Source organism: Kitasatospora sp. NBC_01250 (genome assembly GCF_036226465.1).
GTDB lineage: Bacteria > Actinomycetota > Actinomycetes > Streptomycetales > Streptomycetaceae > Kitasatospora.
Genome location: NZ_CP108476.1, coordinates 8,607,113 through 8,624,967 on the forward strand (window position 1 = coordinate 8,607,113; position 17,855 = coordinate 8,624,967).

The 17,855-nt window shown below is 74.4% G+C and carries 17 protein-coding genes and 3 pseudogenes; 9 read left to right on the plus strand and 11 right to left on the minus strand.

The window, feature by feature from the left end:
* Window positions 1–97 precede the first annotated feature (97 nt).
* A complete protein-coding gene (locus tag OG500_RS36315) occupies window positions 98–1,135 on the plus strand; it encodes an SDR family oxidoreductase (RefSeq protein WP_329586743.1) in 1,038 nt (345 codons plus the stop codon).
* Here OG500_RS36315 and OG500_RS36320 read toward each other — a convergent pair.
* Window positions 1,136–1,588: pseudogene (locus OG500_RS36320) on the minus strand (ester cyclase); the annotation flags it as partial.
* A gap of 67 nt (window positions 1,589–1,655) precedes the next feature.
* On the opposite strand from OG500_RS36320, the pseudogene OG500_RS36325 reads away from it, so the two are divergent.
* A pseudogene (locus OG500_RS36325) lies at window positions 1,656–1,898 on the plus strand (MmyB family transcriptional regulator); the annotation flags it as partial.
* A 300-nt stretch (window positions 1,899–2,198) separates the two neighbouring features.
* Here the strand turns inward: OG500_RS36325 and OG500_RS36330 are convergent.
* The 4 genes from OG500_RS36330 to OG500_RS36345 all read right to left on the minus strand — a co-directional run bounded on the left by OG500_RS36330 (window position 2,199) and on the right by OG500_RS36345 (window position 5,091).
* Window positions 2,199–3,215 (minus strand): AraC family transcriptional regulator, encoded by a 1,017-nt coding sequence (locus OG500_RS36330; RefSeq protein ID WP_329586745.1) that lies wholly within the window; start codon window positions 3,213–3,215, stop codon window positions 2,199–2,201.
* Entirely contained in the window at window positions 3,212–4,060 is an 849-nt protein-coding gene (locus OG500_RS36335) for a phytanoyl-CoA dioxygenase family protein (RefSeq protein ID WP_329586747.1), read from the minus strand. The genes OG500_RS36330 and OG500_RS36335 overlap by 4 nt, the downstream gene beginning before the upstream one ends.
* A gap of 117 nt (window positions 4,061–4,177) precedes the next feature.
* A complete protein-coding gene (locus OG500_RS36340; RefSeq protein WP_327071142.1) occupies window positions 4,178–4,375 on the minus strand; it encodes a hypothetical protein in 198 nt (65 codons plus the stop codon).
* The gene (locus tag OG500_RS36345; protein ID WP_442907111.1) at window positions 4,372–5,091 is read right to left on the minus strand and encodes a CTP synthase C-terminal region-related (seleno)protein; all 720 of its coding nucleotides are present in this window, start codon (window positions 5,089–5,091) and stop codon (window positions 4,372–4,374) included. The genes OG500_RS36340 and OG500_RS36345 overlap by 4 nt, the downstream gene beginning before the upstream one ends.
* A 68-nt stretch (window positions 5,092–5,159) precedes the next feature.
* Between OG500_RS36345 and OG500_RS36350 the strand changes: the two genes are divergently transcribed.
* Complete coding sequence (locus OG500_RS36350; protein WP_329586752.1) at window positions 5,160–6,074, plus strand: LysR family transcriptional regulator; 915 nt, start codon at window positions 5,160–5,162, stop codon at window positions 6,072–6,074.
* Between the two features lie 122 nt (window positions 6,075–6,196).
* A complete protein-coding gene (locus OG500_RS36355; protein WP_327071145.1) occupies window positions 6,197–6,919 on the plus strand; it encodes a flavodoxin family protein in 723 nt (240 codons plus the stop codon).
* 50 nt (window positions 6,920–6,969) lie between these two features.
* On the opposite strand, the gene OG500_RS36360 is transcribed toward OG500_RS36355, so the two are convergent.
* On the minus strand, window positions 6,970–7,470 hold the full coding sequence (locus OG500_RS36360) for an SRPBCC family protein (RefSeq protein ID WP_329586757.1): 501 nt from the start codon (window positions 7,468–7,470) through the stop codon (window positions 6,970–6,972).
* Between the two features lie 143 nt (window positions 7,471–7,613).
* On the opposite strand from OG500_RS36360, the gene OG500_RS36365 reads away from it, so the two are divergent.
* The 3 genes from OG500_RS36365 (at window position 7,614) to OG500_RS36375 (ending at window position 10,738) form a co-directional block, all read left to right on the plus strand.
* On the plus strand, window positions 7,614–8,513 hold the full coding sequence (locus OG500_RS36365; protein WP_329586760.1) for a helix-turn-helix domain-containing protein: 900 nt from the start codon (window positions 7,614–7,616) through the stop codon (window positions 8,511–8,513).
* Window positions 8,514–8,702: 189 nt separating this feature from the next.
* The gene (locus tag OG500_RS36370) at window positions 8,703–9,668 is read left to right on the plus strand and encodes an SMP-30/gluconolactonase/LRE family protein (protein WP_329586765.1); all 966 of its coding nucleotides are present in this window, start codon (window positions 8,703–8,705) and stop codon (window positions 9,666–9,668) included.
* 311 nt (window positions 9,669–9,979) lie between these two features.
* Window positions 9,980–10,738, plus strand: coding sequence for an AraC family transcriptional regulator (locus tag OG500_RS36375; RefSeq protein WP_327071149.1), 759 nt, complete (start codon window positions 9,980–9,982; stop codon window positions 10,736–10,738).
* A gap of 265 nt (window positions 10,739–11,003) precedes the next feature.
* Here OG500_RS36375 and OG500_RS36380 read toward each other — a convergent pair whose 3' ends face one another.
* On the minus strand, window positions 11,004–11,501 hold the full coding sequence (locus OG500_RS36380) for a hypothetical protein (RefSeq protein WP_327071150.1): 498 nt from the start codon (window positions 11,499–11,501) through the stop codon (window positions 11,004–11,006).
* Window positions 11,502–11,533: 32 nt separating this feature from the next.
* Window positions 11,534–13,039: a molybdopterin-dependent oxidoreductase gene (locus OG500_RS36385; RefSeq protein WP_327071151.1), complete on the minus strand. Its 1,506-nt coding sequence runs from the start codon at window positions 13,037–13,039 to the stop codon at window positions 11,534–11,536.
* A 184-nt stretch (window positions 13,040–13,223) separates the two neighbouring features.
* Here OG500_RS36385 and OG500_RS36390 point away from each other — a divergent pair, with 184 nt between their 5' ends.
* A complete protein-coding gene (locus tag OG500_RS36390; protein ID WP_327071804.1) occupies window positions 13,224–14,105 on the plus strand; it encodes an S-methyl-5'-thioadenosine phosphorylase in 882 nt (293 codons plus the stop codon).
* 209 nt (window positions 14,106–14,314) lie between these two features.
* Entirely contained in the window at window positions 14,315–15,775 is a 1,461-nt protein-coding gene (locus OG500_RS36395) for a hypothetical protein (protein WP_327071152.1), read from the plus strand.
* A gap of 15 nt (window positions 15,776–15,790) precedes the next feature.
* Here the strand turns inward: OG500_RS36395 and OG500_RS36400 are convergent, their stop codons facing one another.
* The 3 genes and pseudogenes from OG500_RS36400 to OG500_RS36410 all read right to left on the minus strand — a co-directional run.
* A complete protein-coding gene (locus OG500_RS36400; RefSeq protein ID WP_327071153.1) occupies window positions 15,791–16,462 on the minus strand; it encodes a class I SAM-dependent methyltransferase in 672 nt (223 codons plus the stop codon).
* Entirely contained in the window at window positions 16,459–17,109 is a 651-nt protein-coding gene (locus OG500_RS36405) for a TIGR04282 family arsenosugar biosynthesis glycosyltransferase (protein ID WP_442789389.1), read from the minus strand. The genes OG500_RS36400 and OG500_RS36405 overlap by 4 nt, the downstream gene beginning before the upstream one ends.
* Window positions 17,089–17,802: pseudogene (locus OG500_RS36410) on the minus strand (glycosyltransferase family 2 protein); the annotation flags it as partial. The pseudogene OG500_RS36410 and the gene OG500_RS36405, both read right to left, overlap by 21 nt.
* Between the last annotated feature and the right edge of the window lie 53 nt (window positions 17,803–17,855).

Genomic DNA, 17,855 nt, shown 5'->3' on the forward strand with positions numbered 1-17,855 from the left:
TTGCGGCGGCCCCGACCCCGCCCCCGACCACCCCGGCCCCGACGCCCACGATCCCTCGATCCCGACCACCCGACCCTGACGACGAACAGGCCAAGCCATGCGAGTCCTCCTCACCGGCGCCACCGGAGTGATCGGTACCGAACTCGTGCACCGGTTGCACGCCGCCGCCCACGACCATGAGCACACCCTCGTCCGGGTGGCCCGGCGCCCGGCGGACGACCCGCTGGTGCGCTGGCGGATCGGCGAGGAGCCGCCGCCCGCCGCGCTCGGCGGCCACTGGGACGTGATCGTGCACGCGGCGGCCAGCACCCGCTGGACGCTCACCCGGCCCGAGGCGATCGCCGCGAACATCGACCCGCTGCGGGCCGTCCTCGCCCTGGCCGGCCGGGACACCCACCTGGTCCACGTCTCGACGGCCTACGTCGGCGGCGTGCGCAACCCCGAGGACCTGCGCGGCGCCGAGTTCGAGGGCTACCGCAACGGCTACGAGTGGTCCAAGGCGCGGTGCGAGCAGATCGCCCGGGAGGAGCACCCCGGCCCGCTGACCCTCGTCCGCCCGCCGCTGGTGGTCGGCCGGCGCGGCAGCGGCGAGATCGCCCGGTTCTCCGGCCCCTACACGATCTTCCAGGCGCTGGTCTCCGGGCTGGCCGCCGTGGTGGTCGGCGATCCGGCGGGCTACGCCGAGATCAGCCCCGTGGACGAGGTCGCCGAGGTGATCGCCGCCGCCGTCCTCGGCCCGCCCCCGCAGCACCCGCGCACCGAGGTGGTCGCCGCCGGCCACGCGAGCCTGACCCTGGACGCGATGCTCGACGTCATCTGCGCCACCCTCAACGAGTGCCGCACCGCCCAGGGCGCGGCCCCCATCGAGCGCCCGCCGCTGGTCTCCGGCGACACCTGGAACCGCTTCTTCCTCCCACTGGCCGACCAGTACCTCTCGCCCTTCCAGAGCCAGGCCGTCAAGCTGCTGGCCATGTTCCAGAGCTACACCAGCATGACCCGCCCCTTCGAACCCACCCGCCCGGTCAGCGACCCGGCCCAGGTGCTGGCCGCCTCCGTCCGCTACTGGGCCGCCCGCAAACCCCGTCTCGCGCTGGCCCGCCCCGAGCCGTGGACCCTGCTGGCGGGCCCCGGCTGATCAGGGGCGCGGCGGGTCCTCGGGCACGGGCGCGGTCTCGGAAACCGGCGGGGCTCGGAGGCGTTCGCAGCGGAGATGCTTGGCTCCTCGTGTCGGCTCGCCCTGGTGTCGGGTGTCGAGGTCGGTGACCGTGACCGACTGCCGGGCCGAGGGAAGGATGGGGAGGGACTCGTGCCCGAGCTGTCGCATCACGTCGGTCACATCGAACAGGGCTGTGCGTTCGATGACTCTGTCACCACGGAACCGGTCGATTCCCAGCGCGGTGAAGTCGGCGCGGCGGCCGCTCGGTGGTGTGCCGAGCCACGGACCGAGCTGGGTGCCCGTGACCCGGACCCGTGTGAACACGACGTCCCCCTCGCTGACCTGCTCGACGACCCGGTCGTCCACGTCGGGGAATGCGCGGCGGAAATTGACGACCCAGGCCCGGACGCCGCCGGGGCCGTGCAGGTCGAACTGCGGCCAGTGACCGGCTCGTGGCCGATCTGTCCAGCCGCAGCCCTGAGTTCCGCACTGGTGGCCTCGCTACGAGGTGGCTGAACCCGGACACGGCCGGATCCGCTACCACCACCCCGTGGTGGGCGATCTGACGGTGGACTACGAGACCCTGCGGCTGTCCGGCGAGGGTGAACAGCAACTCGTGGCGGTGAGCGCCGAACCGGGGCCGGTCAGCGCCGACCGCCTGCGCCGGCTTGCCGACCTCGCCCGCACTCAGCCGCGGCCGGCCGTCGATGCCCGGCAGCAGGAGTGCCCCGTCCGGCAGTGAGGGCTCCGCGCTCGGGCCGAGTTCTCGGCGTGGCAGAAGGGCCGGCGCGGTCAGCGCAGTCGTCACGATCAGCGCAGGAACCCTGCGCGCCGGCGTCCTCCCGCCGACTGATCAGCAGTCTCACACGGCCCGCCCGCCGCAGCATCGACCACGTCCTGCACGGGTCCCAACGGTACCGCCGACGCCAACACCAGGCCCGGACCAGCCACGACAGGAGACGGGGCCACAGTCCGAGAGCTGAAGCCCCGTCACAGTGACCACCGTTGCCGTACCAGGGCCTGTCCGGGCGATCTTGTCGGATCAGCGCGCGGCTTCCCCAGCCTTCGGCCCCGTCATGGCCCCGACCTGACGCGGCACCAGCTGCCTGGTGCCGCCCTGGGCCCGCACCTGGGTCGGGAGCACGCCCCAGTGCCGCCGGAAGGCGGTGCTGAAGTGCCGGGCGTCCGGGTAGCCGCAGGAGCGGGCGATGGCTGCGACGGAGAGCGGGCGCAGGGTGGGATCGGCCAGCCGCTGCGCGGCGACGCCGAGCCGGTAGCGGGTCAGGTGGCCGAGGATCGTGCGGCCCGTCGCCTGGTGGAACAGCCGGGCCGCGTGACGTTCGCTCAGGTGGACCTGGGCGGCGACGTCGCGCACCCGGACCGGGCGGTCGAAGTTGTCGTCGAGGTAGCGCGTCATCCGCGCCACGGCCGCCGCCGCCCGCCCGCCGGGCGCGGGGGCCGGGCGGGGGACGGCGGCGGGCCGGTCGGTGAGGGCGCGGGCGCAGCCCAGCACCAGCGCCGAGCCGAGCGCGGTCAGCAGTTCGGCGCTGCCGGGGCCCGGGGCGGCGGCCTCCTCGGCGAGGGTCACCAGCAGCCGGGGGAGCGGGGTCCCACCGGCCGGGACGATCCGGCGCGGGCCGGTCGCGAAGGCGTCCAGCAGGGCGAGCGTGTCGGGGGAGTGGGGATCGGCGCCGCGCGGGCCGCGCTCGGGGGCGGTTCGCTCGGGAGTGGCTCGCTCGGGGACCATCGTCCAGGACCAGAAGACGATGCCGAGCGGGTCGCGCGCGTCGGTGGTGATCTCGTGGACGTCGCCGGGGCGGGCCACGAACAGGTCGCCGCTTCGCACCGGGTGCTGCTGTCCGCCGGTCCGGAAGGTGCCGTGCCCGGCGTAGGCGTAGCAGAGCTCGAAGTAGGAGTGGCTGTGCCAGAAGTTGCGCCACGGCTCGGGCGGGTAGAACCCCCAGTCGGCGAACTCGACCCGTCGTCCGGCCAGGGTGACGCCCAGCCGCACACCGCCCAGCAGGGGGAGGGCGGCACCCGCCCGGGCCAGTCCGGTCACTGCGGCTTCTCCGTCCCCTCTGCCCTGCGCGCGTCCGCCCTGTGCGCGTCCGCCCTGTGCGCGTCCGTCGCGTACGCGTCCGTCCTGCGCGCGGTGGGGTCGATACCGCGCAGGATCATGCCCTGGCCCAGGGACCAGGTGTGCTCGTCCGCGGTGGGCCGGTCCGCCGGATCGCGGAACTGTACCAGCCAGGTGGTGCGGGCCTCGTCCGAGGTGTTCAGCCCCGAACCGTGCACGGTGAGGTAGCTGAAGAACAGCACGTCGCCGGCTTCGGCCGGGCAGGGCCGGGCGTCCTGGAGCGGCCAGCTGTCCGGCGGCAGGTGCCAGCTGCCCTCCTCGACGTGGGGCAGCGGTCCGCCCCGGTGGCTGCCGGGGACGACCCTGATGCAGCCCTTCTCCTCCGGCGCGTCGTCGAAGTGGAAGACCGCGGCGGCGACGGAGTGCCCGGCGTGCGGGAAGAAGGGGTGGTCCTGGTGCAGCGGGAACGGCGAGCCGGTCTCCGGCGGCTTGATGAACATTTTCGTGTGGTGCAGCTGGACGTTGGGCCCGCCGAGCAGCGCCGCCGCGACGTCGGTGAACCGGGGGTCGACCAGCAGGCGGGCGAACGCGGCCGAGTGGAACTGGGTGTCGTGGGCGTGCTTGAGGGTGGTGCGGCCGACGGACGCGCCCGCGACGGTGCGCGCGCTCGCCCAGGTCGGGTCGGCGTCGGAGCTGAGGCGGGCGGCGAGCGCGTGGCACTCCTCCCGCAGCGCTCGCGCCTCCTGCTTGCTGATCAGGTTCCTGACCAGCAGGAAGCCGTTCTCGCGGTAGGCGGCCAGGTCTTCGGGGCTCAGGGGCTCGGTCATAGCTCGACGGTAGGCGCGGGGCGGGGGCCGGGCCGAGGGGCGATGCGGACGGCCCGGTGGGTTTTCCGGACATCGGCCCTCGCCCCGGGTCTTGCCCGGGCGGTGGTCGGCCCCGCGTCACGGCCGGTACGTGGCGGACCCCGGGGTGCCGACGCCCGCGGCGCCGGCCCGCGCGGTGCCGGCCCGCGCGGCGCCGAGCGCTGCTTCCGGGAAGGTGGCCAGCGGGCTCGTGGCGTGGGCCTCGGGCACCGTGCAGGCGCGCAGCCAGGCGCGGACGGCGGCGCCGGCCAGGCCCAGCACGGGACGCGCGCTCATCGGGCGCCCGCGTGGTCGGCGGCGGCCACGGCCAGCGCGGTGATCAGCGGGTGGGCCCGGGTGCCGTCCCCGTGCAGCTCGGGCTGGAAGAGGGTGGCCAGGAAGAAGGGGTGGCTGGGCAGTTCGGCGATCCGCACCTCGCCGGACTCGTCGCTGCCGGGGAAGGCCAGACCGTGCGCGCGCAGCACGTCCAGGTGGTGCGGGCCGACCCCGTAGTTGCAGTGGTACCGCGCCTGAATCCGGTCCGCGCCGAGCAGCCGGGCGACCCGGGAGCCGGGGGCGACCCGGACGGTGCCCTCGTGGCCGACGAGCGAGCAGGGCAGCGGGACGATCACGGCGTCCTCGTCGGCGGTCGCCGGGTCGTTCTCGGCGTGGCCGGACCTCTCGAGGCCGCAGACGTTGCGGGCGAACTCCAGCAGCGCGTGCTGGAAGCCGCCGCAGGTGCCCAGGAACGGGATGCCGTTCTCGCGGGCCGTGCGGATCGCGGCCAGCGCGCCCTCCTCGCTGCGGTAGGGGCTGCCGGGCAGTACCCAGATCGCGTCGAAGCCGTCGAGTCCCTGGTGGGCGTCCTCGGTGGGGATCCAGTAGGCGTCCAGGTCCAGCCCCTCGCGGACGCGCAGCGCCTCCAGCAGACCGGGGACGCGGGCGTGCGAGCGGACGGCGTCGGAGCGGTCCCCGACGAGGGCGATACGTGCGGTGTGGTTCATGGCAGCCATCCTGGCGGCCCGTCGGGCATCAGGTCCAACGATGATTTCTGCACTCCGGATAAGGGATGCTGATACACATGAACCCGAATCAGCTGCGGACCTTCGTCGCGGTCCTCGAACACCGCTCCTTCTCCACCGCCGCGGCGGCGCTCGGCTACACCCAGTCGGCCGTCTCCCAGCACATCGCCGCGCTGGAGAGCGACCTGGGCACCCGGCTGATCGAGCGCCGGCCGGTGGCCCCCACCCCGGCCGGCGCGAGGCTGATGGAACACGCCCCCGCCCTGCTGCTGCTCCTGGACGCGGCCCGCGCCGACGTCGCGCGGGTGTACGACGTCCGCCCCGCCCGGCTGACCCTCGCCCACACGCCCGCCGCGCTCGGCCCCGCCGTCGCGCAGGCCCTGGCCCGACTGCACACCGCCACGCACCCGTTGGACCTGGAGGTACGGGTGCTCGGCCGGGAGGCGGTGATCGAGCAGGTGCTCACCGGCGGTGCCGACGTCGGCCTGCTGGACGGCGCCGCCGCCCCCAGCGACCCGCTCCCGCTGCCCTACCTGGGCTCCACCACCACGCTGGGCGTGGCCGAGGAGACCCTGGCGGTGCTCTTCCCCCGCAGCCACCCCCTGGCCGACCGCGGCTCGGTGCGCCTGACCGACCTCACCCAGGCCCAGTGGATCGACGCCCCCGACACCGCGATCCCGCTCGACCAACTGCGCGCCGTCTGCCGCGCCGACGGCTTCCGCCCCCGGATCCGCCACCGCGGCACCGACCTGCACGGCCTGGCGGCCCTGGCCGCCGCGGGCCACGGCCTCACTGCCCTGCCCCTCCCGCTGGCCGCCACCCTGCCCGCCGTCGCGGCCGTCCCGGTCGCCGCACCCCGCCTGGTCCACCGCACGGAGCTCATCCACCCCACCCTCCCCACCGACACCGCCCGGCGGCTGGCCGACCTCCTCACCGACCGTCAGCCGGGGGAGGGCGACGCCGGGCGGGGCTGACCGCACGGCCGAACTGCGCTCCCCGCAGCGCGCATCCGGCCCAGCCCGGCCTGCGCCGCCGCGCCCCGGCTGGTGGAGTGGAGGCGAACCCATGCCCGCCGCCGAGGACGGAACGCAGCCGAATGCCGGACACCGAGAGCACGACCAGCTACACCGACCTGCGCGCCCTGATCATCAACTGCACGCTCAAGCGCTCGCCCGAGCGCAGCCACACGCAGGGCCTGATCGACGTCAGCCGCGGCATCCTGGAGCGCCAGGGCGTCCCGGTCGACGTCCTGCGGGCCGTCGACCACGACATCGCCACCGGCATCTGGCCCGACATGACCGAGCACGGCTGGCAGAGCGACGAGTGGCCGGTGCTCTACAGCCAGGTGATGGCCGCCGACATCCTGATCCTGGCGGGCCCGATCTGGCTGGGTGACAACTCCTCCGTCATGAAGCGGGTCGTCGAGCGCCTCTACTCCTGCTCCTCGCTGCTCAACGAGGCCGGCCAGTACGCCTATTACGGTCGCGTCGGCGGCTGCCTGATCACCGGCAACGAGGACGGCGTGAAGCACTGCGCGATGAACGTCCTCTACAGCCTCCAGCACCTCGGCTACACCATCCCGCCGCAGGCGGACGCGGGCTGGATCGGCGAGGCCGGCCCCGGTCCGTCCTACCTCGACCAGGGCTCCGGCGGCCCGCAGAACGACTTCACCAACCGCAACACCACCTTCATGACCTGGAACCTCCTCCACCTGGCCCGACTCCTCAAGGACGCCGGCGGCATCCCCGCCCACGGCAACCAGCGCTCCGAGTGGGACGCCGGCTGCCGCTTCGACTTCGAGAACCCCGAGCACCGCTGAGCCGTCGGTCGCTCGCGCCTGGCACCCTCGCCGAGGCCGTACCCGGAACCTCACTCTTCGGCGATCCATTGGGCGAGGGAGATCAGGGTGGCTTCGACGCTGTTCGCCATGTGGTCGCGCAGTGCGTCGAGGTCGCCGCGGGTGGTGCCCAGCACGGGGTCGAGGCGCAGGAGTTGCCAGGACTGCTCGACGAGGGTTCCGCGTCCCTGGGGGTGGAAGGTCCAGCTCCACTGCACGATGCCGTCTTCGGCGCCGCCGACCACGAAGGCGAAGGCGTCGCCCGGGTCGGCTCGTACGACCTGGGAGCGGGTGGTCCATTGCCTGCCGTCCCTGTGGTTGCGTCCGCTGAACCAGGCGCCGACCCGGGGCCCGGCGCCCTGGTCGAACGTGACATCGGTCGCGTCGGGGCTCCAGCGGCCGATCGCGGAGACGTCACTGACCAGGTCGTAGACCCGGGCGGGTCCGGCATCGACCCATGCGCGTCTGGTGAAGGCGAAGCCTGACGCGTCCAGAGCCGCGAAGAGATCGTGTTCACTGATGGCGGCGCTCAAGGCGACCTCCTGGGTGTGTGCGGGGTGGTGCCGGATCTCGGCGACCCCCACGACACCACCAGCCCTGCCGGGGAGCCAGACCGGCTGGTGCCTATCCACAGCTGGGGCAGGTTACGTCCGCCGAGCCGACCCATACTCGATCCATGACCGGAAAATCGCAGCTCGGGGAGTTCTTGCAGGCGCGGCGCTCCCAGGTGCGTCCCGAGGATGTCGGGGTGCCCACCTACGGGGAGCGTCGGCGTGTGCCGGGGCTCCGGCGTGAGGAGTTGGCGTTGCTGGCGGGGGTGAGTGCCTCCTACTACACGCGGCTGGAGCAGGGGCAGTCGTTGAGCGCCTCGCCCGAGGTGCTGGAGGCCATCGCCGGCGCTCTGCGGCTGGACGAGTCCGAGCGGCGGTACCTGCACGACCTGGTCCGGGTGGACCGGCCCCGCACTCGGGGTCGGCGGCCCGCGCCGGAGCGGGTGACGCAGGCGGCGGGCCAGTTGCTGGACGTGCTGGCCGACGTCCCCGCCATCGTGCTCGGCCGGCGCAGCGACGTGCTGGCGTGGAACCGCCTGGGCCACGCGCTGTTCGCCGGGCACCTGGACCCCGGCGCCCCGGACACCTCGGCGCAGCGTCCCAACATGGCCCGGCTGGTCTTCCTCGACCGCCACACCCGCGAGCTGTACGCGGACTGGCCGAGCAAGGCCAGGGCGGTGGTGGGGAGTCTGCGCCTGGTGGCGGCGCAGTATCCGCAGGACACGGCGCTGCACGCGCTGCTGGGTGAACTGAGCGCGAAGAGCGCCGAGTTCGCCTCGATGTGGGCCGACCACCGGGTCACGGCGTGCACCGTCGCCGGCTACGAGATGCGGCACCCGCTGGTCGGCTCGCTGAGCGTGATCCAGCAGACGCTCAGTCATGGACCGGGTCCAAGCGTCGTGGTCGCCACTACGGAGGCCGGCTCGTCCTCGCGGGCCGCGCTGGCCCTGCTCGCCCAGGCCGTCACCGGGAGCACCGTCGCGGCCGATCCGGCGCGGACGGGTTCGCCGGTCGACGCCGCCTGACCTCACACAGAACGTCACCGGGCGCTCGGCCGGCACCTGCGAGCAGCTGTGTCCTGCTCAGGCTTCGGCCGACGACCGGCCGGTGCCGCGAACAGCCCCGGGGTCGCATGACCCCCGAGCAGAATCCAGGCTTTCCCGACCCGTGCGTCGGCGCGTTGCTGGCGCATGCCCGAAAACAGTGAAGGAACCATGTTCAAGAAGCTTTCCACGTCCGCTCTGTCGGCGGCCGTTGTCGTCGCGGCTGCTGCCGCCACACTCACTCCGACGTCGGCGTCGGCCGCCTGCGCGCCGCTGAGCGGCGCACGGATCGCCGTGCACTTCGACCTGGCCAAGGGGCAGACACCGGAGAACATCGCCCTGGCACCGGGCGGCGCCGCGTACGTCACCTTCGCCGAGGGCCGCCAGATCGCCGAGGTCTCCCGCACCGGCGCCATCCGGATCCTGGCCACCCTGCCCGTGCCCGCCGACGGGGGTGTCCACACCCCCGCCCTGGGCTTCCCGCTGACCGTCGGCCTCGTCCGTGCGCACGACGGGACGCTGTACTTCCTCTACGCCACCGGCACCGCCGACCTGACCGGCGTGTGGCGCCTGCGCCCCGGCGGCCAGCCGCAGCGGATCGCCGCACTGCCCGCCGACGGCCTGCCCAACGGCCTGGCACTGGACCCGCACACCCGCACCCTCTACGCCACCGACTCCGTACTCGGCACCATCTGGAGCGTGCCCACCGCCGGCGGCACCCCCACCGCCTGGTCCACCGCCCCCGAACTGGCCTCCACAGGATTCCTCGGTGCCAACGGCCTGAAGATCCACAACGGCGCGCTCTGGGCCACCAACCTCGACAAGGGCACCGTGCTGCGCATCCCCATCCTGCCCGGCGGACAGGCCGGCGAGGTCCGCACCGAGGCCACTGGGCTGCCGGGGATCGACGACTTCGCCTTCACCGGCCACGGCGACCAGCTGCTGGCCGCCCTCAACGGCCCCAGCGAGGTCGCGCTCGTCCAGGGCGACGGCAGCCACTCCATCGTGCTGACCCCGGCCGACGGCCTGCAGAACCCCACCTCCATCGCCCTGCGCGGCGACACCGTCTACGTGCTGAGCGCCGCCTACGTCACCGCCAAGGACCCCAACCTGCTCCTCGCCCACCTCGACGAGTAGCACCCGGGTACGGCCACCGGCCCGGGGCGGAGCACACCGCCCCGGGCCCTCGAAGGTGTTCCTCCGGAAGACGGTGTTGTCAGTGGATCCGCTGGTGCCGCGCTGCCGGTCGGCATCAGCGCGGGAGTGCGGTGGCGCCCTCGACGGTTGCGGGGCGGCACGTTCGGGGGTGTTCGGGGAAGCCGACGCCGGTTCAGGCCGGGCGGTGGCCCAGGAAGGTGATCCGGACGCCGGGCTGGTGATCCGACTCGACCCGCTCGAAGCCGGCCCGTTCCAGGCGGGCGTTGAGCGTCGCCGCGTCGAGGACGACCATGGTGCTCTCTCCCTTGCGCGACTCGCCGGCGGTCGGCGCCATCGTCGTCAACTCCTCCGCGCTTCCCACCGCCCGCTGGCTCGACGAGCACCGGCACTCGCGGCACCAACTCGCCTGGGCGGCGCAGGGCGTGCTGGGGGTGAAGGTGGGCGAGGACTCCTGGGTGCTGCCACCGACACGCGCGCTCTGGATACCCAGCGGGGTACCGCACCGCACGGGGGCCACCCGCGACGCGGTGTTCCACAGCCTCTATCTGGAGCCGGCCGACTGCCCGTTGACGTGGGACGCACCGGTCGCGGTGGCCGTCGACGACCTGCTCGCCCAACTCCTGCGGCACCTCGGCCGGTCGGACCTGACCGAGGCTGCCCGCCGACGCGCCGAGGCGGTCGTTTTCGACCTGCTCCACCCGCTGCCCAGCACCCCGATCCGGGTGCCCGACCCGACCGACGACCGGGCCCGGGCGGTGGCCGCGATCCTGCTCGCCGATCCCGCCGACTCCCGTACCCTGGACGGCTTCGCCCGCGCCACCGGCACCAGTCGTCGCACGCTGAGCAGGATCTTCGTCCAGGACACCGGCATGACGTTCGACCACTGGCGCACCCAGCTGCGGTTGCGGGCGGCGCTGCCGATGCTGGCCGAGGGGCACCCCGTCGCCAGGGTCGCCCGTGCGGTCGGCTACGCCACACCCAGCGCCTTCCTCGCGGCGTTCCGCCGCACCGTCGGCACCTCGCCGCAGCGCTACCTCGCGGGCGCCTGAGGGCCCTTCACCGGACAGCGGGTTCGGCGGCGAGGGTGCGGGTGTGTTCGGCGACAGCGGCGCGCTCGCGGCCGAGAGCGTGACTGCCACCGGCGGACGTGCGGACCGTCGGTCAGCCGCACGGACAGGCCAGTCACCTTGAAGCGCCGAGGTCGGAAGGCACCGCGACGCGGACCAGCGGCCTGACGTTCGCGAGCGGCTCCCAGTCGACCGGACGGCCTCCTCGAAGGCTTTCCCACCCGCTGAACCGAGCAGTGGTATGCGGTCAGGAAGCCTTGACGGGGCGCGGTGCCGGTGGTCGGCGCCGGATCGTCGCGATGAGCAGACACAGGGCCGAGAGCGCGAACAGCACGGCGGTGATCAGGAGCCAGTGCCCGAGGAACGGGCCCGGATCGAGGCCGGTGGTGTTGTGGTAATCGGGGACGCGGCGCAGGACGAGCGGGTACCAGACGGCGAGCAGGAGCAGCGCGAGGAACGCCGGTACGCGGACGTAGTTGACCTGCGGGAGTCCCGAGTGCCGTCCAGGGCGGCCGAGGCGGTTGGCGAGGGCTTGGACGGCGCGGTCGGTGAAGGCGTAGAGCGGAAGCAGCAGGAGGTCGTGGGCGAGGGCTGCGCCGACGAACCACAGGGCGACCTTGACCGGTTCGCCCTTCAGGAGCCGGATCCCGGCGTAGCCGGCCAGGGCGAAGGAGCAGAGCACGAGGAGCAGGTGCAGGGGGGAGGCTCCGTATCGGCGGTGCGAGCCGTCGCGGCTCGGCCGCACGCGGGGCGGAGAGTCGGAGGGTCGGCGGCGTGTCACGAGTCGGCTCCGAAGGTGAGGCGGGTGACCCACTTGGTGTTGTGGACGCCGGGGTTGGCGGGGACGATGATCCGGGCCGGGTAGCCGTGGTCGGGCGAGAGGTCGGCGCCGTTGACGCGCAGGGCCAGCAGGGAGTGCGGGTGACGGACCTGGTTGTCGCGCAGGACGGTCGAGCTGAAGGACCCGCCGCGCTCCACGGACTCGACGAAGACCTCGGGCAGGTCGTCGTGCAGTCCGACCAGGGCCGCCAAGTCGCTCAGGCGCACGCCACTCCAGTGCTGGTCGGGCGTGGACCAGCCTTCCACGCAGGCGATCGGCAGGGCGGCGGTGCTCTGCGGCAACTGCCTCACCTGGTCCAGCGTCAGGATGCGCTCCTGCCCGGGTGCGCGGACGGTCAGGCGCCAGCCGGGGCCGATGTCGGCAGACCGGATGCCGACCGAGGCGGCCGTCTTGTTGATCTGGAAGCCGTTCGGCCCGGTGCCCGGGTTCTGCCCGTGTGGAGCGAGCAGGGCCGTCCTGCGCAGCGCGCCGCCGATGCTCTGACCGGCCGTCACCACGAAGAGTGCCAGGGAGCCCGCGCCGACCATGCCCAGAGCGCCGCGCCGGGAGAGGGTGGCCTTCGCCGGTCGGGGGGAGACCAGGCCGGTGTCGTCGAGGGGTTCGGGCACGGTGGCGGCGGTGGGGGTGCGCAGTTCGGTGCGCAGGCGGCGGCTGCGCAGGGCGCGGGTCATCCGTCCGAGGCGGAAGGTGACGTGGACGACGAAGGCGCCGATGAAGACCCAGGCGCCGTAGAAGTGCAGGGTGTAGAAGGATCCGGGGAAGATGTAGTGCAGCTGGATGTTGAGCAGGCCGGTGATGAACTCGAAGAGCGCGCCGCCGACCAGGAGCAGCAGCGAGAGCCGCTCCAGCCCCTGGGCGGGTGAACGGACCGGTGGCCAGGAGAAGAGCTTGGGGATGACGGACCAGAGCTTGGCCAGCAGCACCGGGACGAGCACCACGCCGAGGGTGACGTGCACACCCTGGTTGAGCCGGTAGAGCCAGCTGGGGCCGGTCGGCCAGGCGAAGAGGTAGAAGCCCAGCCAGCCCTTGTCCGGAGTCTGGTCGTTGACCGCCGCGAGGTCCGGGTTGTAGGCGGCGTAGGAGAGCAGTCCGGTCACGAACATCACCGTGATGCCGACCAGCAGGACCAGGCCGAGGACCGCGGTCAGCCACGGCCCGCGCAGCGGACTGCGCCAGAACTCCGGTCGCGCGGGGCCGGGCGGCGGGCCCGCGGCGAGCGCCGTCCGAAGCCGCCCGGTCCTCGTGCTCTCCTTCGGGAGGGTGGGCTCGGCGGGCCCGGGGCGGCCGTCGGCCGGCCCGTCTGCTGCGGTCGCCCCGCCGCGGCCCTGGTGAGCATCGAGCCCGGGAGTGCCGGCGGGCTCCCGCTCCGGTCCCGGTTGCGGCGCGGGCTGCGGCAGGTCGCGGGGGGTCGGTCGGCGGGCGTCGCCGTCATCGGTATCCATGGGGCGTCCTTCGTTCGTGCACAGGGGCGGCCACGTCGGCACGACGATAGGACGCGACAGGAGGCGGAGGACGGTAGGCAGGGCGTGGACGTTCGGGAATCGTAAGGTCGACCACCGCCGGCGAAGGGTGTGCCGCTCCTAAGCTGTGAGGGGACATCTCCGGCGAATGGGTCAGGACATGACGATGAATCAGGTGGTGGACGGCGTGGACGCACAGGCGGAGGTCGGGGTGATCGGCGGCTCCGGGTTGTACGCGCTGATGGACGAGGTCAGCGAGGTGGTGGTCGACACGCCGTACGGTCCGCCCAGCGATTCGCTCTTCCTGGGCCGGCTGGCGGGGCGCGAGGTGGCGTTCCTGCCCCGGCACGGGCGGGGACACCGGCTGCCGCCGCATCGGATCAACTACCGGGCCAACCTCTGGGCGCTGCACGCGCTGGGGGTGCGCCAGGTGGTGGCGCCGTGTGCGGTCGGCGGGCTGCGGCCGGAGTACGGACCCGGCACGCTGGTGGTCCCCGACCAGTTCGTCGACCGGACTTCGGGGCGGCCTCAGACCTACTACGACGGCCTGCCGCTGGCGGACGGTTCGGTCCCGGAGGTGGTCCACGTGTCGATGGCGGATCCGTACTGCCCGGCCGGGCGCCGGGCGGTGGCCGAGGCCGCCCGCTCGGCCGACTGGCAGCCGGTGGACGGCGGGACCCTGGTGGTGATCGAGGGCCCGCGCTTCTCGACCCGGGCGGAGTCGCGCTGGTTCACGGCCAACGGCTGGTCGGTGGTCGGCATGACCGGCCACCCGGAGGCGGTGCTCGCCCGCGAACTGGGCCTCTGCTACACCTCGCTGGCGCTGGTCACCGACCTGGACGCCGGGGTGGAGAGCGGCGAGGGCGTCACGCACACCGAGGTGCTGCGGGAGTTCGCCCGCAACGTCGACCGGCTGCGCGGCGTCCTGTTCAAAGCCCTGGAGGGGCTGCCGGCCGTCCGCGACTGCGTCTGCTCGCATGCTCTGGACGGGCTCGCCACCGGGCTGCCGGGCGTACCGGAGGCCCGGCCCGGGTCCGGCGCGAGGTGAGCCGACGCGGCGCCGGGCCCGGGTTCCCGTGCTCCCGCTCGGCCCGCGGGACGGGGCCGGGCAGCCGGCCGTCACCGCCGTTGCGCTGACGGCTCCGGCCCGGACCGCCCGGGGGTCCGCAGGCCCGCTGCCGGCGGGCCCCCTTACGGAATTCGAACGTCGCCCTGTTGATCCGGTCGGTGGCTCCGATCCGGTGGCAGGGTGGGCGGATGCCGACCCGTAGCGTCCTGACCTGCCTGCTCGCGCTCGCCGCCCTGGTCGCCGCCTTGGCGGCGACCGTCGCGGGAGGTGGCACGCTCGCCGACCGCAGCCCGCTGTACGCCTGGTACGCCCTGGACGCCGCCCTGTTCGCGATCAGCGTGCTGGTGCTGCGGCGGGTGCCGGGCCGGCACGTCGTGCCGCTGGTGCTTGCGGGCAGCGCGGCCGTCGCCGCGGTGGGCCTGCTGGCGCCGCCGCGCACCAGTGATGACGCCTACCGCTACGTCTGGGACGGCCGGGTGCAGGCGGCCGGTGTCTCTCCGTACGCGTACGCGCCGGATGCTCCGGTCCTCGCCCGGCTGCGGGATCCGGGACTGTTCCCGGTGACCGGCAGCTGCACCGGGTGGGACGAGCGAAGGACGGCGGCCGGCGACTGCACCCGGATCAACCGGCCCGCCGTGCACACCATCTACCCGCCCGTCGCGGAGGCGTGGTTCCTCGGCGTGCACCCCTTCGGCGGCGGCGTCCGCGGGGTGCAGGCGGCCGGTGCCCTGCTGGCGGTGGCCACCACGGCGGTGCTGCTGCTGGTCGGCGGCGGGGACCGGCGGGCCGCGCTGTGGGGCTGGTGCCCGGGGGTGAGCGTGTGGTCGGTCAACGACGCGCACATCGACACCCTCGGCGCGCTGCTGATGGCCGCGGGCCTGGGCTGCGCCGCGTGGCGCCAAGGGGAGCGGCGCGCGCCGGACCGGCCCCGCGACGGGTGGCGCAGGCCGGGGTGGCGGCGGGCCGGGGCCGGCGGCGCACTGCTCGGCGGGGCCATCGCCACCAAGCTGCTTCCGGCTCTGGCGCTGCCCGGTGCGTTGTCCGGCGTGCTGGCCCGCCGGCCGGCCCGGCGGGACCTGGTCGTCCTGGCGGCGGCGTTCGGCGCCTTCGCCGTCTCCTACCTGCCCTACCTGGCCGCCTCCGGGACCGGGGTACTGGGCTACCTGCCGGGCTATCTGCGCGAGGAAGGCTACGACGAGGGCCACATCGAGCGGTTCGGCCTGCTGCGGCTGGTGCTGCCCGACTCCCTGGCACCAGGAGCGGCGTTCCTGCTCCTGGCCGCCGTGGCCCTCGGGGTGCTGCGGCGCGGCGACCCGGCCCGCCCGTGGAGCGGCGCGCTGCTGGTGACCGGTTCGGCGTTGCTGCTGGTGGCGCCGAACTACCCCTGGTACGGGCTGCTCGTGGTGGCCCTGGTCGCGCTCGACGGACGCTGGGAGTGGTTGGCGGTGCCCGCCGCCGGCCAGGTGCTCTATCTGGCAGAGGGGGCCCTGCCGGTGCAGCAGGCCGCCTACGGTGCCGCCCTGCTCTGCGTGCTGATCGGCGCGCTGCTGCGGCGGCGGTTCGCGCCGGTGGCGACACGCGGTGACGCCGACGCGACCACGGCTGGGGCAGGCGCGGCAGGGGATGCCGCGCTGCCCGTGACCCGCTGAGCTCCTGACTGGTCGTCACCTCGGCCGGGCCGGCGTCCTCTTCCGCAGGGCGACGAAACACCGGCCGTGCGAGGTCCACCGCTCGGCCTCGGCGAGTCCGGCCGGCCGGGCACGCCGGGCCGCGGCGTCCGCACCCAGCCGCGCCCAGGCGAACGGCGGACCGACCCGCCCGTCCGGCCCCTCGACCCGGACCTCGACGCGCTCGTCGATCTCCCGGGGCTCCACCTCGACCAGCAGCAGCCCGCCCGGGGCGATCAGCTCGGCGCCGCGCCGCAGCAGCGCGTCCGGGTCGCCGCCGATCCCCAGGTTCCCGTCGGCCAGCAGCGCGGCGCCCCAACGGCCCTCGGCGGGCAGCCGGTCGAAGACCGAACGGCAGATCGCCGCGGCACCGAGCCCCCGGGTGCGCTCCACCGCGGCACCGGTGAGGTCGACGCCGAGGGCCGGTACGCCGAGCGCGAGCAGTGCGGCCACCAGGCGCCCGGGGCCGCAGCCCAGGTCCAGGACCGGTGCGGCCAGGCGGGCGCAGCGCCGCAGCAGGCTGTGGTCCGCGCCCGCGGCCGGCCCGCACCAGCGCTCGATGTCGAGGTGGATCCGGCCGCCGTCGGCGCGGCGCAGCCACAGCGGGCCCCGCCCGGTGACAACGGCCTCGACGAACGGGTCGTCGACCCACGCAGCGGTGGCCGTCACCCCGCCGCCTCCGGCGCGAGAGCGAGTGAGCGCAGGCAGTCGGCGAAGCGGCTGTCCGGTGCGGCCGCCGCGACCTGGTGCGCGTCGGGCGGGGTGTCGACGTCGGTGAGCTCGGGCAGCCGGACGACCGCCAGACCGGCGTCGGCGAGCCGGCCGAGCAGGGCGGGACCGGTGCCTGCGGTGGACATCGGCAGGTCCACCAGCAGGTGCCGGGCCAACTCCGCGGTGGGCCGGGCCAGTCCGAGGGCCCAGAAGCCGCCGTCCGTCGCGGGGCCGTACCAGGCGTCGGCCCCGGCCCGGGCGGCCGGGGAGAGGGGCTCGGCCAGCATCGGCGCGGTCAGTTGCGGGGTGTCCATGCCGACCAGCAGCGCGGGTGCGGTGGGGGCCGAGCGGGCGGCGTGCGCGAAGGCAGCCGCGAGTCTCCGGTCCAGTCCGCCGGTGGTCTGCGGGACCACCCGCCACCCGGGCGGCAGCCAGTTCCCCGGCTCGCCGTCCAGGACCAGCAGCCGCTGCCCGGCGGGGACGGTGGCGAGTGTGTGCAGGGTGTCCACGAGGGCGGCCTCGGCCAGGGCGGCGGCCTGCTCGGGTGTGCAGGGCGGGGTCAGCCGGGTCTTCACCCGCCCGGGCACCGGCGCCTTGGCGATCACCAGCAGGGTGGGCGGGGGAGCGGCGAGCACGGCGCGCATGTCGCGCACCGCCTGCCGGGTGCCACGCAGGGTGCCGGTGACCTTGGAACGTCCCGAGCGCGGCAGGTAGTCGACGGACGTCTCGGCGATCCGCATCCCGGCCGCAGCGGCGGCGAGCACCATCTCCAGCGGATATCCCGAGCGCCGGTCGCCCAGCCCGAGTGCCAGCAGGCGCTCGCGGCGCGCCGCGCGCATCGGGCCGAGGTCGTGCAGCGGCGCCCCGGTCCTGGCCCGCAGTCGGCGGGCCAGCACGGCGTTGGCCAGCCGCGCGTGCACTGGCCAGGCCCGGGCGCTGACGGGCCGTCGGCGGGCGAGCACCAGGTCGGCCGTACCGGCGGCCACAGGATCGGTGACGCGCGGGAGCTGGGCGGGATCCAGCGAGCCGTCACAGTCGAGGAAGCAGACCAGTTCGGCCCTCGCCGCGAGCAGACCCGCGTGGCAGGCGGCGCCGAAGCCGCGCCGGGGCTCCTCGACGACGGTCGCGCCCAGCGAGCGGGCCAGGTCGGCCGAGCCGTCCCGGGAGCCGTTGTCCACGACGATCGCCCGCCAGCCGGGCGGGATCCGCCCCAGGACCCAGGGCAGGGCCGTGGCCTCGTCAAGGCACGGCAGCACGACATCGACGGAGAGTGAGGGGGGAGAGATCACGTCGACCACGCTAAGGGCGGCAGGGGTCCCCGTGGCCGCAGCGACGCCTTACGGAAGTGGGA

Coding starts and splice junctions, on each gene's coding strand:
- OG500_RS36315 (WP_329586743.1), top strand. CDS start 98: ATGCGAGTCCTCCTCACCGGCGCCACCGGAGTGATCGGTACCGAACTC.
- OG500_RS36335 (WP_329586747.1), bottom strand. CDS start 4,060: ATGACCGAGCCCCTGAGCCCCGAAGACCTGGCCGCCTACCGCGAGAAC.
- OG500_RS36340 (WP_327071142.1), bottom strand. CDS start 4,375: ATGAGCGCGCGTCCCGTGCTGGGCCTGGCCGGCGCCGCCGTCCGCGCC.
- OG500_RS36345 (WP_442907111.1), bottom strand. CDS start 5,091: ATGGCTGCCATGAACCACACCGCACGTATCGCCCTCGTCGGGGACCGC.
- OG500_RS36350 (WP_329586752.1), top strand. CDS start 5,160: ATGAACCCGAATCAGCTGCGGACCTTCGTCGCGGTCCTCGAACACCGC.
- OG500_RS36355 (WP_327071145.1), top strand. CDS start 6,197: ATGCCGGACACCGAGAGCACGACCAGCTACACCGACCTGCGCGCCCTG.
- OG500_RS36365 (WP_329586760.1), top strand. CDS start 7,614: ATGACCGGAAAATCGCAGCTCGGGGAGTTCTTGCAGGCGCGGCGCTCC.
- OG500_RS36370 (WP_329586765.1), top strand. CDS start 8,703: ATGTTCAAGAAGCTTTCCACGTCCGCTCTGTCGGCGGCCGTTGTCGTC.
- OG500_RS36375 (WP_327071149.1), top strand. CDS start 9,980: ATGGTGCTCTCTCCCTTGCGCGACTCGCCGGCGGTCGGCGCCATCGTC.
- OG500_RS36385 (WP_327071151.1), bottom strand. CDS start 13,039: ATGGATACCGATGACGGCGACGCCCGCCGACCGACCCCCCGCGACCTG.
- OG500_RS36390 (WP_327071804.1), top strand. CDS start 13,224: ATGAATCAGGTGGTGGACGGCGTGGACGCACAGGCGGAGGTCGGGGTG.
- OG500_RS36395 (WP_327071152.1), top strand. CDS start 14,315: ATGCCGACCCGTAGCGTCCTGACCTGCCTGCTCGCGCTCGCCGCCCTG.